15 protein-coding genes are annotated in these 14,512 nt (G+C 38.9%); 10 read left to right on the top strand and 5 right to left on the bottom strand.

The window, feature by feature from the left end; translation table 11 throughout:
- Nucleotides 1-319 precede the first annotated feature (319 nt).
- From FTV11_RS06500 to FTV11_RS06470, 7 genes are all read left to right on the top strand, one after another.
- Nucleotides 320-1,657 carry a glycosyltransferase family 2 protein gene (locus FTV11_RS06500; protein ID WP_257223196.1) on the top strand — a complete coding sequence of 446 codons (1,338 nt, stop codon included), beginning with the start codon at nt 320-322 and terminating at the stop codon, nt 1,655-1,657.
- The gene (locus FTV11_RS06495) at nt 1,654-2,607 is read left to right on the top strand and encodes a hypothetical protein (protein ID WP_218950473.1); all 954 of its coding nucleotides are present in this window, start codon (nt 1,654-1,656) and stop codon (nt 2,605-2,607) included. The genes FTV11_RS06500 and FTV11_RS06495 overlap by 4 nt, the downstream gene beginning before the upstream one ends.
- Nucleotides 2,608-2,760: 153 nt before the next feature.
- Nucleotides 2,761-3,813 (top strand): N-acetyl-gamma-glutamyl-phosphate reductase, encoded by a 1,053-nt coding sequence (gene argC / locus FTV11_RS06490; protein WP_180073605.1) that lies wholly within the window; start codon nt 2,761-2,763, stop codon nt 3,811-3,813.
- A 79-nt stretch (nt 3,814-3,892) separates the two neighbouring features.
- A complete protein-coding gene (locus FTV11_RS06485) occupies nt 3,893-4,642 on the top strand; it encodes a hypothetical protein (protein ID WP_180023759.1) in 750 nt (249 codons plus the stop codon).
- An 18-nt stretch (nt 4,643-4,660) separates the two neighbouring features.
- Nucleotides 4,661-5,074 carry an ATP-dependent Clp protease adapter ClpS gene (clpS, locus tag FTV11_RS06480; protein WP_180051274.1) on the top strand — a complete coding sequence of 138 codons (414 nt, stop codon included), beginning with the start codon at nt 4,661-4,663 and terminating at the stop codon, nt 5,072-5,074.
- A gap of 12 nt (nt 5,075-5,086) precedes the next feature.
- Entirely contained in the window at nt 5,087-7,363 is a 2,277-nt protein-coding gene (clpA, locus tag FTV11_RS06475; RefSeq protein WP_078188640.1) for an ATP-dependent Clp protease ATP-binding subunit ClpA, read from the top strand.
- Between the two features lie 77 nt (nt 7,364-7,440).
- A complete protein-coding gene (locus FTV11_RS06470; protein WP_111883867.1) occupies nt 7,441-7,794 on the top strand; it encodes a YnfA family protein in 354 nt (117 codons plus the stop codon).
- Between the two features lie 47 nt (nt 7,795-7,841).
- Here FTV11_RS06470 and FTV11_RS06465 read toward each other — a convergent pair whose 3' ends face one another.
- The 3 genes from FTV11_RS06465 to FTV11_RS06455 form a co-directional block, all read right to left on the bottom strand.
- Nucleotides 7,842-8,318, bottom strand: coding sequence for a hypothetical protein (locus FTV11_RS06465; RefSeq protein WP_180026239.1), 477 nt, complete (start codon nt 8,316-8,318; stop codon nt 7,842-7,844).
- 91 nt (nt 8,319-8,409) lie between these two features.
- The gene (argF, locus tag FTV11_RS06460; RefSeq protein ID WP_078193464.1) at nt 8,410-9,330 is read right to left on the bottom strand and encodes an ornithine carbamoyltransferase; all 921 of its coding nucleotides are present in this window, start codon (nt 9,328-9,330) and stop codon (nt 8,410-8,412) included.
- A 112-nt stretch (nt 9,331-9,442) separates the two neighbouring features.
- The gene (locus FTV11_RS06455) at nt 9,443-10,096 is read right to left on the bottom strand and encodes a TetR/AcrR family transcriptional regulator (protein WP_180073604.1); all 654 of its coding nucleotides are present in this window, start codon (nt 10,094-10,096) and stop codon (nt 9,443-9,445) included.
- Between the two features lie 239 nt (nt 10,097-10,335).
- On the opposite strand from FTV11_RS06455, the gene prpB reads away from it, so the two are divergent.
- Both prpB and prpC read left to right on the top strand, forming a co-directional pair.
- Nucleotides 10,336-11,220 carry a methylisocitrate lyase gene (prpB, locus tag FTV11_RS06450; protein WP_180007805.1) on the top strand — a complete coding sequence of 295 codons (885 nt, stop codon included), beginning with the start codon at nt 10,336-10,338 and terminating at the stop codon, nt 11,218-11,220.
- Nucleotides 11,221-11,223: 3 nt separating this feature from the next.
- On the top strand, nt 11,224-12,360 hold the full coding sequence (gene prpC, locus FTV11_RS06445; RefSeq protein ID WP_180007804.1) for a 2-methylcitrate synthase: 1,137 nt from the start codon (nt 11,224-11,226) through the stop codon (nt 12,358-12,360).
- A 64-nt stretch (nt 12,361-12,424) separates the two neighbouring features.
- On the opposite strand, the gene FTV11_RS06440 is transcribed toward prpC, so the two are convergent.
- Together FTV11_RS06440 and FTV11_RS06435 are read right to left on the bottom strand one after the other, a co-directional pair.
- The gene (locus FTV11_RS06440; protein ID WP_180007803.1) at nt 12,425-13,042 is read right to left on the bottom strand and encodes an aminotransferase; all 618 of its coding nucleotides are present in this window, start codon (nt 13,040-13,042) and stop codon (nt 12,425-12,427) included.
- A 79-nt stretch (nt 13,043-13,121) separates the two neighbouring features.
- On the bottom strand, nt 13,122-13,598 hold the full coding sequence (locus FTV11_RS06435) for a CinA family protein (protein ID WP_180007802.1): 477 nt from the start codon (nt 13,596-13,598) through the stop codon (nt 13,122-13,124).
- Between the two features lie 236 nt (nt 13,599-13,834).
- Here FTV11_RS06435 and FTV11_RS06430 point away from each other — a divergent pair, with 236 nt between their 5' ends.
- Nucleotides 13,835-14,065, top strand: coding sequence for a hypothetical protein (locus tag FTV11_RS06430; RefSeq protein ID WP_078190858.1), 231 nt, complete (start codon nt 13,835-13,837; stop codon nt 14,063-14,065).
- Nucleotides 14,066-14,512 lie beyond the last annotated feature (447 nt).

Raw genomic sequence — 14,512 nt, 5'->3', positions numbered from 1 at the left:
TATTTCCGCGTAAGTGTAGAAACTGGATTATGATTATTTTCTTATGGTAATAATTAGAGTTTTTACTCCACTATTTATTGAGATAATTATAAATAATTTAAAAAAGTTGTTATATAAGTCACATTTTATTGTTGTTTTGTGAAGCTTTGTTGGTATTATGTGTTTGGGTTGGGGCGTGGTTTTGAGCACATTGTCTGATTGGTTAAAAACCAATCTAAAATGTTCTAATGTATTGATATTTATTCATTGTATTTTTTACGTGCGCGTTCAGTTTGTTTTCTCTCCAGGCGTTATTGTCTGACGCTTAAAGCATTTGTATATGGTTACTCATGATCGTAGCAGTGTTGCTACACGGTTTTATATTTCTGTACGCGTTAAATTTGTTATTGCTTTCATTGGGGCTTGTCTTTGGACATATTTTTCATTATGGATGGCTGAAAATTGGATTAGAGATTTAAGTGAATTAATTGGCTCTGTAGCAGCAATATTTTTTATTTTCGGCATTGCCATTATTCCTGGATTTATGAATTCCTTTGCTGCACTAAGTTTGTTGATGGATAAAAGGCCTAAACGACAAATTTTAGATGTATATCCGAATATTACAATTCTCATAGCTGCATACAATGAAGAATCTTCTATCCTAGACACGCTTCAGAGTGTGGATCGACAAAATTATCCGGGTGGACTGCAAGTCATTGTGATTAATGATGGTTCTAAAGATAGTACTGCACAATTGGTAAAACAGGCTGAAGCTCAGTATTCATGGCTGACTTTATTGGATTTAACCCAAAATGCGGGTAAGGCTCATGCCTTAAATGAAGGGTTGAAATTAGCCAAACATGATTTGGTGCTCACCGTTGATGCAGACTCTTACTTACACCGTATTGCTTTGCAATGCATTGTGGAGCGCTATGTTGCAGATCCGCCGAATACACGCGCTGTTGCAGGTAAAATTTTGGTACGAAATTCACGTCAAAATTTACTGACAAAAACGCAAGAGTGGGATTATTTTTTGGGAATTGCAGCGACAAAACGCTTACAGTCTTTATATCAAGGCACCTTGGTTGCTCAAGGGGCATTTTCAATTTATGACCGTAATGCACTTGTTGAAGTGGGTGGTTGGCCTGAATGTGTAGGTGAGGATATTGTTCTTACTTGGGCTCTGCTCAGAGCAGGTTACCGTGTTGGACATTCGGAGGATGCCTGTGTATTTACCAATGCGCCGACGGAACTCAACGTTTTTGTTAAACAACGTCAGCGTTGGGCACGTGGCATGATGGAGGCTTTTATTAAGCATCCTGGTATTTTGATTAAGCCGCGGTTATCTACATTCTTTATTCATTGGAATGTGCTGTTTCCATGGTTAGACATTGCCTTTACCTTTGGTTTTATTCCTGGAATTATTTTGGCATGTTTTGGTCATTTTTGGATAGTTGGCCCAATGACTTTGGCTCTCTTACCTATGGCTTTTTTGTTGGGTTTTCTCAATTACAGTATTGAAAAGCGAATGTTTAAAACTATGGATCTTAAAATACGTAAAAACCTAACGGGTTTTTTTATTTATGTTTTGGCTTATAGTTTCTTGTTGCAACCAGCAAGCATTTTAGGCTATTTGGATGAAATTTTGAAAACACGTAAAAAATGGGGTACTAAATGAAATCTAGCAATATGAATTTTGGTTTCTCATTATGCTTTTTGTGCTTATTTTCAGCCTATGTGCAGGCGGGTGAGTCGTCAGCAACCCAACCTTCAAATTGGGCTGCAGGCACAGAGTTTTTCATTAGCCATGATAGTGAAGGTTTTGAAATCCAAAAATTATCAGCTGAAGTTTTTCCTCAATACAACAATGCAAATGATTATTTAGGCGCACGTTTTAGTGCCTATAACTATAAAATCGATGATTGGCAGAGTGATGCTTATAAAGTATCAATCATTGCTAAAAATGTAGAAGCTGCAACTGCAAATGGATGGACGCTTGAAGCTGGGGTTTTTGAACAAAATGACCATACCTTAGCCACCTTTGATGGTAGCTATCGTCAACCATTAACTAAAAGTACTGCAGTAGAAGTATTTGCAAATCGTGATTGGGTCGAAACACGACCAGCTTTAGAGCACGGTATTCATTTTACCTATTTGGGTGGCGCGGTTGATCAGCAAATAGGGCCACATGTTACCGTGGTTGGTTTGGTAGCAACGCAATTATTTTCAGATGACAATCGCCGTGATCATGGTCGCTTAAAATTAATCTATCAGCCATCCTTAGAACATGGCTTAACATTGCAGGCGCGATACCGTTTGTATCAAAGTGATGCGGATGATGTTGCAGGGTTGTATTTTAATCCTAAAGATTATGAAGAAAGTATGTTAGCTCTGGGGTGGCGTAAAAGATACAATGGTTGGACGACTGGGATTACAGTCGGTTATGGACGAGAAAAAGTGGCTGATGCACCGAGCCAATCAACAAAACTGCTGGAACTGAACATACAGAGTCCAATTCATCAAAACCAATTTGTGCGCTTAAATGCGGGTTATAGTAACAGTGCTTCATATTATGGTGCCGATTATAGCTATCGTTATTTAATGGGCGAATGGGTGCTTAAATTTTAGTAAATTTATTATGAGTTAAAACCAGATGCTAGCTTGGATTCTTTATGATAAAGAAAATGCTAATTTCAACTAATAACTAAGCAAAACAGTTCAGAAATCCTCAACTTCCTGTCATACTAGGCAGTCATCAAATGGATACTTTGAATAGAGGTAATGAGCGTGATTTCAGTAGGTATTGTCGGCGGTACAGGTTACACAGGTGTTGAATTACTGCGTATTTTACTGCGACACCCAAATGCGGAAGTGAAAGTTTTAACTTCGCGTACTGAAAATGGCCGCCGTGTGGATGATATGTTCCCAAGTTTGCGTGGACATACAGACCTTTGCTATTCAGATCTAAATATTGAAGAACTAAAACACTGTGACGTTGTATTCTTTGCGACGCCGCACGGTGTTGCAATGAAACACGCAGAAGAGTTAGTTGCTGCAAATACTAAAGTGATTGACCTTGCTGCTGACTTCCGCTTGCAAGATTTAGCTCAATTTGAGAAATGGTATGGCCTAGACCATGCATGTCCAGAGCTATTAAAAGAGTCAGTTTATGGTTTGTCTGAATTAAACCGTGAAAAAATTCAAAAGGCTTCAGTGATTGGTAACCCAGGTTGTTACCCAACAACTGTTCAGCTCGGTTTAGCGCCAGTATTAAAAGCTGAAGGATTAGTGAAACCTGAAAGCATTATTATTGATGCAAAATCAGGTGTGTCTGGTGCAGGTCGTAAAGCCAGCCTAGGTATGATCTATTCTGAAAATGCAGATAACTTTAAGGCCTATGGCGTAGCGGGTCACCGTCATCATCCTGAAATTGTAGAAGCCTTAGAAAATATTTCAGGTCAAAAAGGTGTGTTTAACGAAATTTTATTCGTACCGCATTTGGTACCAATGATTCGTGGCATGCTCAGCACTATCTATATAGATTTGACAGACGCAGGTGCTTCTGCGGATTTACAAAGCATATATGAACAGTTCTATGCCAATGAGCAGTTTGTAGATGTTATGCCGGCAGGTAGCTCACCTGAAACACGTACTGTGCGTGGTGCGAACCAATTACGTATTGCGATTTGCAAACCTCAACCGAAAAAATTAGTGATTTTGGTGGCTCAAGACAACTTGGTGAAAGGTGCTGCAGGTCAAGCCGTACAAAATATGAACTTGATGTTTAGTTTTGCTGAAAATGCAGGACTTCAAGGCATTGGTTTATTACCATAAGAAACGATTTAAAACTTCACACACATTTAAAACTGGATTTAAATGTGTGCCTTGAGTGAACTAAAAATAAGAGATGACGATGTCGAATACAGAATCTAATTTCAAGTCAGAACCAGAAAACAGTGAAAAAACGCCTTTTATGAAGACGAATATGCCACTGGCGATTGGTGCAGTTGTACTTGCATTGAGCAGCGGTTTGCTCGGATATAGTATCGGTCATCGTCAGGGCTTAACTGTGGTCGGATATGATGCAGATGCAGAGCAACTGGTTGATGTGGTGCAAAAGCAAAAAACTGAATTAGCAGGCCTGAATAAAAGTTTAAATGCGGCAATTCAAGAGCGTGATGTCGCTGTAAGTAATTCAAATGATTTATATTTGGCTGTTAAAAAAGCACGTGATGATCAAGAATTAACCGGTAATTTGGGTGTTTTGTATCGTGAAGTATTGCGCCAACGTGGTGGTATGCCGCTTGCAGTACAACATTTAGCGATTAAACCGTTACCTGAAAATGCGTATGAATACCAACTTGATCTCGTTCAAGTAAGTCCGTCAAAAAGTAATGTGTCTGGAAGTGTTGAGCTGCGTTTAATTAAGGGTACAGAAGTACTTGTAGTGCCTTTAGAAGACAAAAACTTTAACTTTAGCGAAAGTGAGCGACTCACTGGACGTTGGACCATGCCAAAAGGCTTTAGTCCAGACTTTATTGAAGTGCGTTTAAGCGGTTCTAAACCCGTTATTCGCCGTTTTAGCTGGTCGAAAGGTCAGCCTGTTGAAAATCAATCTGCCTTCCTTTCAGAAATTCCTCAAACTGAAGCAAGTGCAAACTAAGTGTGAAACCTAAATCCTATGCGAACCAATAAGCGTCAAACGTGTTTATCTGACATTAAAAATTCATTTTACCAATCTGGTTTAGTGGACTGGCATCTAAACCCGACTCTCAGCCAAGGTATGCAGGATGATGGTGATTCAGACATTCAAGTATTGACTGCGCCACCTGAGTTAAAGCGTCCTCCTATGTATGCTGTCGTTTTAATGAACGATGATTACACTCCAATGGACTTTGTAATTGAAATTTTACAACAATACTTTGCTTTGAATCTTGACCAAGCCACTCAAGTAATGCTAACTGTACATTATGAAGGAAAGGGTGTTGCAGGGGTTTATCCGCGAGACATCGCAGAGACTAAAGCAAATCAGGTCAATAATTACGCTCGGTCGCAAAGTCATCCATTACTTTGTCAGATTGAGCCAAAAGATTAATAAGGGGATTACATGCTCAGTCGTCAATTAGAAGTATCACTACGTTTGGCTGTCAGCATGGCTCGTCAAAAGAGACATGAATTTTTGACGGTAGAACATTTATTATTGGCTTTACTGGATAATGATTCCGCTGTTAATGCATTGAAAGCATGTGGCGCAGACATTATTGTGCTTCGCAAAGAACTTGAAGAATACGTAGAACAACATACCCCTAAGCTTGGCGAAAATAGCGATCAAGCACCACATCCTACAGAAAGTTTTGATCGCATTTTGCAACGTGCAATTTTCCATGTGCAATCGAGTGGTAATGACCGCACTGTAGAAGGTGCAGACATTTTAGTTGCGATGTATTCAGAGCGTGATTCATTTGCGGTGTATTTACTTAAACGCCATCAAATCAACCGTTTGACATTAACGCAGTATTTGTCACATGGCACACGTAAAGATGAAGTCCAAGCCGAAGAAGAAATCGAAGAGCTCGATGGTGAAAGCACCACGTCTTCAAATTCTGGCCCATTAGAGCTATATACGACCAATCTCAATGTTGAAGCTCAAAAAGGCAAAACAGATCCACTGATTGGTCGTGAAAAAGAGATTGAACGTACAGCTCAAATTCTATGCCGTCGCCGTAAAAACAACCCACTTTTGGTGGGTGATCCGGGTGTAGGTAAAACTTCGATTGCTGAAGGTTTGGCTTGGCTCATTGTAAATGGCAAAGCACCTAAACCGCTTGAAAATGCAGAAGTATTTAGTTTAGACATTGGTGCTTTAGTTGCAGGAACTAAATACCGTGGTGATTTTGAAAAGCGTTTAAAACAACTGCTAAATGCCTTGAAGAAAAAGCCCGAAGCTATTTTATTTATTGATGAAATTCACATGATCATCGGTGCAGGCTCAAGTATGGGCAGCACGATGGATGCATCGAACCTCATCAAACCAGCTTTGGCAAATGGTACTTTGCGTTGTATCGGTTCAACGACTTTCCAAGAATACCGTCAAGTCTTTGAAAAAGATCATGCATTATCTCGTCGCTTCCAAAAAATTGATGTCAATGAACCATCTATTTCAGAAACGATTGATATTCTGCGTGGCTTAAAAGGCAAATTTGAAGAATTCCATCATGTGAAATACGAAGATCAAGCTTTGGTTTCTGCGGTAGAACTATCAGCGAAATTTATCAATGATCGTTTCTTGCCAGATAAAGCCATTGATGTGATTGATGAAGCTGGTGCGCAGCGTCGTTTAAAAGCTGAGCAGGATGATACGGTCATTTCAGTTGAAAACATTGAAGATATCGTATCGAAAATTGCCCGTATTCCACCGAAAACTGTGTCTAAAGATGATAAGAGCGTCCTTGAAAATCTTGAGCGTGATCTGAAACGTGTGGTGTTTGGTCAGGATGAAGCGATTGAAGCGCTTGCATCTGCGATTAAATTATCTCGTGCAGGTCTAAAAGCGCCAGATAAGCCAGTGGGTAATTTTGTCTTTGCGGGTCCTACAGGTGTGGGTAAAACTGAAGTCACTAAGCAATTGGCGAAATTATTAGGCGTCGAACTAGTACGTTTTGATATGTCAGAATACATGGAACGTCATGCCGTATCTCGTTTAATTGGTGCGCCTCCGGGTTATGTCGGTTTTGATCAAGGTGGTTTGCTGACCGACGCGATTCATAAAAATCCGCATTGCGTGCTATTACTAGACGAAATTGAGAAAGCACATCCAGATGTCTTTAATTTGTTACTGCAAATTATGGATCATGGTTCATTAACAGATAATAACGGTCGTAAGTCTGACTTCCGTAACGTTGTGTTAGTACTGACTACCAATATTGGTGCAGAATCAATTTCACGTGTGAGCATTGGTTTCATGGACCAAGACAACAGTAATGATAACCAAGACGCGATGAAAAAAGCCTTCTCACCAGAGTTCCGTAACCGTTTAGATGGTGTTATTCAATTTAAAGCATTGCCAACAACGGTCATTGAAAGTGTGGTTGATAAGTTCTTAACAGAGCTTCAGGCACAGTTAGATGATAAGAAAGTGGTTCTTGAGGTTGATCAAGATGCACGCGAATGGATGGCTGAGCAAGGATACGATCGCTTGATGGGCGCTCGTCCAATGCAGCGTTTAATCCAAGAGCATTTGAAAAAACCGCTTGCTGAAATGATTCTGTTTGGTGAGCTTGCGGAACATGGCGGCAATGTTGCTGTTTCAGTGAAGAAAGAAAATGGTAAAGCTGTGGGCTTAAAACTCGAAGTGTTTGAAGACCAAACCGCTGAACCTGCTTAAGTAATTTAATTAACGAAAAACCCGTGCTTGCACGGGTTTTTTATATTTATTCGACGCTAGATTTGGGTTTCTCAATGATGGACATACCATTAACAAAAGTGCTGACCACATTTGGTTTATTTGCACTGACAGCACTGATGGAAATTTTAGGCTGTTACTTCCCATATTTGATTTTAAATCAGCAAAAATCGCAGTGGTTATGGATTCCAACAGCGCTTGCATTGGCTGCATTTGTTTGGTTATTGACGTTGCATCCAGCAGCTTCGGGTCGTATCTATGCAGCCTATGGCGGAATCTACATTTTCTCTGCATTGCTGTGGTTGCGTTTTGTCGATCACGTAGTTCTAACACGTTGGGATATGCTAGGTGGCGTCATTGTGTTGGTGGGCGCAGCTGTGATTGTATTACAGCCTCAAGGTTTAATTCGTTAAGTTAAACAATGCAAAAGTTAAACCAAGAGCTGTAAGAAATTAGATATTTATTTAAATTTGCACTCTGTATTTTTAATGATAATTTCGTATTGTTTGCTACCCGAGCTTAGATCCATTTCAATTTTATATGGATTAACACGTTGAAATTGATGCTCGAATAGTAATTCACAGTTTTGGAGTGAATTATGCTTGATGAGTTGCTTCACCTTATGTTCACCGACTGATTGTTCAAATTGCGCAAAATCAGGGGTGGTGATAATACCATCAATTTCAATCTTATCCGCTTCCATTTCCATTTTTTCCATCAACATATTCTGATCAACTTGATAGGGAAGAGTGCGTGAATCTTCATCACTAATGGCAGCCAGTATTTCGTTTAAACCTGTTTTATTTTTAATTTTAAAATTGCTATCTAAAATCTGATTTTTCACCAAGTATTGATCTAATTCACTTGGTTCACCAGCAAAGCTAAAAGTAGATAAGCTCAATCCAAGAGCCAATAAGCAAATATTTCTTAAACGCATAATCTTAATCACTTATAAAATATATGGTTTTATTAAAGCATGCAAAAACAAAAAAAGCACCCGAAGGTGCTTCATTTATCTAAGTAAAACCTTAGTCTTTTTTAAGATTTTCGTTAATTAAGAATTCAACAAGTGCTTTTTGTGCATGTAAGCGATTTTCAGCTTCATCCCAAACCACAGCATTTTTGTGGTCAAGCATATTTTCAGAAATTTCTTCGCCACGATGCGCAGGTAAGCAGTGCATAAATAGGCAGTCAGCGTGAGCAAGATCCATCAGGCGTTCATTCACTTGATAATCAGCAAACGCTTTTTCACGAATTTTTTGTTCTTCTTCTTGGCCCATACTTGCCCAAACATCTGTCACGATTAAATCTGCATTAACCGCAGCATCTTCGGCAGAATCAACAAGTTCCACACAGTGTGCAAATTCAGATAAAAATTCAGCTTTAGGTTCATAGCCCTTAGGTGCAGCGATTTTTAATTTAAAGCCCCACATATGAGCAGCTTCAATATATGAGTTACACATATTGTTGCCATCACCAATCCAAGCAACCGTTTTACCTTCAATAGAACCACGGTGTTCAACGAATGTTTGAACATCGGCAAGTAATTGGCAAGGGTGGTGATCATCTGTTAATGCATTGATGACAGGAACTTTTGAATAAGAAGCAAAACGTTCAACAATGTCATGACCAAAAGTACGAATCATCACAATATCAAGCATGCTTGAAATCACACGTGCAGAATCTTCTACTGGCTCACCACGACCTAATTGAGAGTCACGAGATGAAAGGAAAATTGCGCTACCACCAAATTGGCTCATTCCTGCTTCAAACGATACACGTGTACGGGTGCTCGATTTCTCAAAAATCATGCCCATGACTTTACCAACGAAAGGTTGGAAAACTTCATTGTTATGCTGTTTGCGCTTGAGTTCGATACCGCGCTGTACAATTTGATTAAGTTCTAAAGTCGATAAATCGCGTAAAGTTAGAAAGTGACGTAGAGCCATTGTTACTCCACAATAATTGCTGAATCAAAAAACAAAACAACAATTAGTTGTTGGTTGGTTAGAGAAAAAGGAATCGATTAATATACTATAAGAGAGGTAAATTGCAAAAAATCTAGCGCTTTTGGTGACCGTCTAGGAAACGATCGACGCAATAACTGATGTAATTGATGGTTTCTTGATCATTTTCATCAATGGTGATGCCCATGAGAACGCGCCATTCTAAATTTCGCAAAATTCCAAAATAAAATTGAGCCGAAAACAGCGGGTTTTCACAATACAGCAAACCGTGTTGACGTGCTTGATATAAAATTTCCGCAACGGTGTTCTGAATTTGTTTTGAGCCTTGCTCATGAATATAACGTGCTATTTCAGGATTACGTCCTGTTTGTTCTAAGACTAACCGCATAAATGCCGCATTTTCAGGCATCACGATATGCTGATGAAAGTCACTTAAAGTATTGATGAGATAAGCACGAATATCGGTGTCAGGGCTCACCGTAAATGGTAGGCAAATATCTTTGAAAAATAAGCAGCGACGATAGTCACAAATGGCCTTAAATAATCCGTCTTTATTACCAAAATATTTATAGATTGACGCTTTTGAACCACCTGCATGATTCACGATGTCATCTAATGAAACTGCATCAAAACCACGTTTTAAAAAAAGCTCCGTAGCACTTTCTAAAAGCGCAACACATCGTTCATGTCCGCGCCGCGTTTGTGGCTGGTCATGCGTTAGAGGTTCAATGTGTATTAAATCTTGCATAAAGTGATAATTTTTAAAAAAAAAAGAGCTGATTTGACGATAATTATAGCAAAAAAATTAGTACTTTTCTGCTTTGCTTATAAATTAGAGTTCTTTGACTAAAGAATAACAACAGATAGGTGATAAGTGAAATATTTGACTAAAGTTTTAGAGTTAATATTCTACAAAGCCATAGAGTTGGAAAAAAATATGGATATACTCAAACTTCGAAAATTAAAGTAAATGCCGTGGAAAGGAATATGACACAACAAACGTCTGCAGGCTTAAGATTTAGACAAGCATTGGAAATCGAAAAACCATTACAAATCATTGGCACAGTAAATGCCTATGCAGCAATGATGGCAAAAGAAGTTGGCTATAAAGCCATTTATTTATCTGGTGCAGGTGTTGCGAACTATTCATATGGTTTACCTGACTTAGGCATGACCAGTTTAGACAATGTTTTGGAAGATGTTCGTCGTATTACCGAACGTGTAGATACACCATTACTTGTCGATATCGACACAGGTTGGGGCGGTGCATTTAATATTGCCCGTACTGTGAAACAAATGATTGCTGCGGGTGCAGCAGCAGTTCACATCGAAGACCAAGTGGCACAAAAACGCTGCGGACACCGTCCGAACAAAGAAATCGTGTCACAACAAGAAATGGTTGACCGTATTAAAGCGGCAGTCGATGCAAAAACCGATTCAAACTTTGTGGTGATGGCACGTACAGATGCATTACAAAAAGAAGGTTTGCAGGCAGTGATCGACCGCGCATGTGCATGTGTAGAAGCAGGAGCAGATGCGATCTTTGCTGAAGCAATGACAGACATCACCATGTACAAAACAGTCTGCGATGCTGTGGGTGTACCAGTATTGGCAAATATCACAGAGTTTGGTGATACCCCTTACTACACCAAAGAAGAATTAGGCGAGCAAGGCATTTCAATGGTGCTTTATCCATTGTCTCCGACACGTGCAATGCAAAAAGCGGCACTCGAAGTGATGCATGCAATCCGCAATGACGGTACACAAGTCAATGTACTGGATAAAATGCAACAACGAAAAGAACTCTATCAATTCCTCGATTATCACACTTTTGAAAATACCTTAGATAAATTGTTCACTGAAGGAAAATAAAAAATGGCTGAAGGAAAAGTACTCACGGGCGCAGGACTGCGCGGACAAGTAGCGGGTAAAACGGCACTTTCAACTGTAGGCAAAAGCGGTGCGGGCTTAACCTATCGTGGTTATGACGTTCAAGACTTGGCAGAAAACTGTCAGTTTGAAGAAGTTGCGTACCTGATTTTCTTTGGTGAATTGCCAACAACAGAACAATTAGCAGCATACAAAGCTAAACTCAAATCATTGCGTCAATTGCCACAAGCGTTGAAAGAAGTATTAGAACGTATTCCTGCGGACTCACATCCAATGGATGTGATGCGTACAGGCGTTTCAATGTTAGGCAACCTTGAAACTGAACAATCGTTTGAACAACAACAAGATGTTGCAGACCGTATTTTGGCAACGCTACCTGCGATCATTTGCTACTGGTACCGTTTCAGCCATGATGGTGTACGTGTAGAAGAAAACACCGATGATGATTCAATCGGCGCTCAATTCCTACATTTACTGCGTGGCGAAAAACCAAATGAATTGCACGAGCAAGTGATGAACGTATCACTGATTTTGTATGCAGAGCATGAGTTTAACGCATCTACATTCACAGCGCGTGTATGTGCATCAACATTGTCAGATATGCATTCATGCATCACAGGTGCAATTGGTTCACTACGTGGCCCATTACATGGCGGTGCGAACGAAGCTGCGATGGAAATGATTGAAAACTGGACGTCTCCAGAAGAAGCTGAACGTGAAATGCTCGGCAAACTTGAGCGTAAAGAAAAGATCATGGGCTTTGGTCATGCGATCTATAAAGACAATGATCCACGTAATGGCATCATCAAAATTTGGTCTGAACGCCTAGCTAAAGACGTCGGTGATACTGTGCTTTATCCAGTATCAGTACGCTGTGAAGAAGTGATGTGGCGCGAGAAGAAATTGTTCTGTAATGCAGACTTCTTCCATGCATCTGCATACCATTTCATGGATATTGCAACCAAATTATTCACGCCAATCTTTGTGATGAGCCGTGTAACAGGTTGGGCAGCGCATGTGATGGAACAACGTGCGGACAATCGTATTATTCGCCCAAGTGCGGACTATACAGGTCCGGAATTACGTAAAGTTGTGCCAATTGCAGAGCGTTCTGCAGCATAATTTTAAGTGTAATAAAAAAGCCTCAAAAGAGGCTTTTTTATTATTTGTTATTTAATTTAACAATCTATTTGGTTAATAAAACTGGATCTTCAACGCTATATCCTGTTTCAAATGGAATCCCTAGATATTTAACAGTTACTAAATAAAAAGGCTTTTGCACTACACGATAAGTTTTAGAGATTTTTAAACCTTCTTTATAGGTCTCAGCCTTTTGTACAGCGCTTTTATACTGCGAATTTTTAACACGATATTGATAGGTCCATTTATCAATGGTTTCAGTGGGGTCATACCATGATTTTGCAGTGCCATTCTTGGTTGTTAATACCTGTATTCGAGCATTATTGTTATTTACTGGTGTTAATTCGACCAAACGTTTTTTTATTTTCGCGATTTCTTTATCAAACTGGGTGCTGTCTTGATCGTAATCAATCCGTTTTGTCTTTGGATTAATATACAAAGACTTCACTGTAATTAATTGCGTCGGTTTTTGGCTATTTAATTGATAATAATATAATTGTGGTAAACGACCACGACCATCTTCAAAATGACGCATTAAATAGATTTTTTGGTCTTTTTTATCAAAACCTAAAACCTCAATGGTTTGAGGGCCGCCTACCGTAGCCAAAGCAGAGCAGGACAGTAGTGTGCTAATTGCGAATGCATTGAAATGACGTAGCTGCATTTTCTTGTCCTGATGAGAAAAATTTCTCAATACAGTATGCTATGCAAAATGATATTTAAATATGAAGATTATGTATGTTTTATTCTGCATTTAAGATGTCTAATACACTGTGAGCAACATTTTCAGTTAACTGATCTAAGCGTTCTAAAGCTGTACCTAAAATAAAATAGTGGTAATTATAAATACGACTGTCATGTAAGATTGAAATATAAAATGTTCCTTCGGGTTTTTCTACAGTTGCGCTGCCACCGGATTTGAGTAATCCAGTGCAGGCAACCACAAAGTTTGCACGTGAAAAAAGCTGTTGTCCGTGCTCAGCCATCGCTTGAGTCACTTCTGCCGATTCGGCCGTATATTGTTCTATCAGTAGAGGATCTACTTTTAAAATTTCACGCTTGATCGACGGATCATAGCTGACCAGACCACCTAACAAGATATCTGCACCACTATTCTTATAAATTGAAAATTGGCTACATAAATAACCAGAGCTTGCACTCTCGATAAATGCGATAGTCATGGATTTTTGTTCTAAAGCATCGCAACACTGTTTAAGCATGTGCTTACCCCAAAGTAGAATGGTGAATGATCATTAGTATTCTTAAAATTTTAGCATTGATTCCGCTCGCCTGTAATTTCACTAAAAGTCTAAGTTGGTACTGTGGGTGTTGTGGAATTCACAAAAATAGCGTGATTGCTTAGAAGCTGTACGAAAATATGAAATAAAGGTTTTTTCGGAAGGAAAACGATGTTAAAACTTAAAATAAAGAGCGTAACAAAAGTAGGTTTATTTCAATGAAAACGACTGTTAAATATGTAGTATTAAAAAGCCTAGACTATCAATTGGGCACGCCACTTTTTCAAGAAGAATTAGACGCAGATAGCCTGTATTTTGATCAAATTCCGGCTGTAATTCAGTATCAAAATCATCAATTCAAAGTGAAAAGTAAAGAGTTAAAGCGTGTTTATTTGGCTGAAGAAAATGAAGACATGCAAACCATTATTGTGAAAGTACTTGCTGTTTAATTTCGATCAATTTGTAGTATTAATAATACAGTTCTCATTGAGTTGGGAACTGTATTTTTGTATTTGCCTGATTCAAACTTTAGATAAGTCTAGATTCAAAAGTAATACATATTTTTTTAATGATCACTTGATCCATAGCTCTAGCTATTCGACCAACGGCTATTTAATCCACTAGATATTATTGAGTATAATTTATTTATTTTTTCATGGGGGGAAGAAATAATGGATTTATTTAAATTTCTAAAAAGCTTTAATACAACGGGTACTTAAGAGGTGGATCAGGAAATTTGAACAACACTTATAAGTGATATTTTGCTCCCCAAATGATGTTATAAACATCAATATATGGAGTATTTTATGGCACGTAGACCAAGAAGAAATCATTCAAACGACTTTAAGGCTAAGGTAGCACTTGCTGCGATCAAAGCAGAAAAAACACTTGCTGAA

It is taken from the genome of Acinetobacter sp. YH12231 (genome assembly GCF_013417755.1).
Taxonomy (GTDB): Bacteria; Pseudomonadota; Gammaproteobacteria; order Pseudomonadales; family Moraxellaceae; genus Acinetobacter; species Acinetobacter amyesii.
The sequence above is the reverse complement of the archived record's forward strand: the minus strand, read 5'-3'. Positions and strand labels throughout refer to the sequence as shown.

Bases quoted from the DNA above. Each gene is read 5' to 3' on its own strand.
- FTV11_RS06500 (WP_257223196.1), top strand. From the start codon at position 320: ATGGTTACTCATGATCGTAGCAGTGTTGCTACACGGTTTTATATTTCT.
- FTV11_RS06495 (WP_218950473.1), top strand. From the start codon at position 1,654: ATGAAATCTAGCAATATGAATTTTGGTTTCTCATTATGCTTTTTGTGC.
- argC (WP_180073605.1), top strand. From the start codon at position 2,761: ATGAGCGTGATTTCAGTAGGTATTGTCGGCGGTACAGGTTACACAGGT.
- FTV11_RS06485 (WP_180023759.1), top strand. From the start codon at position 3,893: ATGTCGAATACAGAATCTAATTTCAAGTCAGAACCAGAAAACAGTGAA.
- clpS (WP_180051274.1), top strand. From the start codon at position 4,661: ATGCGAACCAATAAGCGTCAAACGTGTTTATCTGACATTAAAAATTCA.
- clpA (WP_078188640.1), top strand. From the start codon at position 5,087: ATGCTCAGTCGTCAATTAGAAGTATCACTACGTTTGGCTGTCAGCATG.
- FTV11_RS06470 (WP_111883867.1), top strand. From the start codon at position 7,441: ATGGACATACCATTAACAAAAGTGCTGACCACATTTGGTTTATTTGCA.
- FTV11_RS06465 (WP_180026239.1), bottom strand. From the start codon at position 8,318: ATGCGTTTAAGAAATATTTGCTTATTGGCTCTTGGATTGAGCTTATCT.
- argF (WP_078193464.1), bottom strand. From the start codon at position 9,330: ATGGCTCTACGTCACTTTCTAACTTTACGCGATTTATCGACTTTAGAA.
- FTV11_RS06455 (WP_180073604.1), bottom strand. From the start codon at position 10,096: ATGCAAGATTTAATACACATTGAACCTCTAACGCATGACCAGCCACAA.
- prpB (WP_180007805.1), top strand. From the start codon at position 10,336: ATGACACAACAAACGTCTGCAGGCTTAAGATTTAGACAAGCATTGGAA.
- prpC (WP_180007804.1), top strand. From the start codon at position 11,224: ATGGCTGAAGGAAAAGTACTCACGGGCGCAGGACTGCGCGGACAAGTA.
- FTV11_RS06440 (WP_180007803.1), bottom strand. From the start codon at position 13,042: ATGCAGCTACGTCATTTCAATGCATTCGCAATTAGCACACTACTGTCC.
- FTV11_RS06435 (WP_180007802.1), bottom strand. From the start codon at position 13,598: ATGCTTAAACAGTGTTGCGATGCTTTAGAACAAAAATCCATGACTATC.
- FTV11_RS06430 (WP_078190858.1), top strand. From the start codon at position 13,835: ATGAAAACGACTGTTAAATATGTAGTATTAAAAAGCCTAGACTATCAA.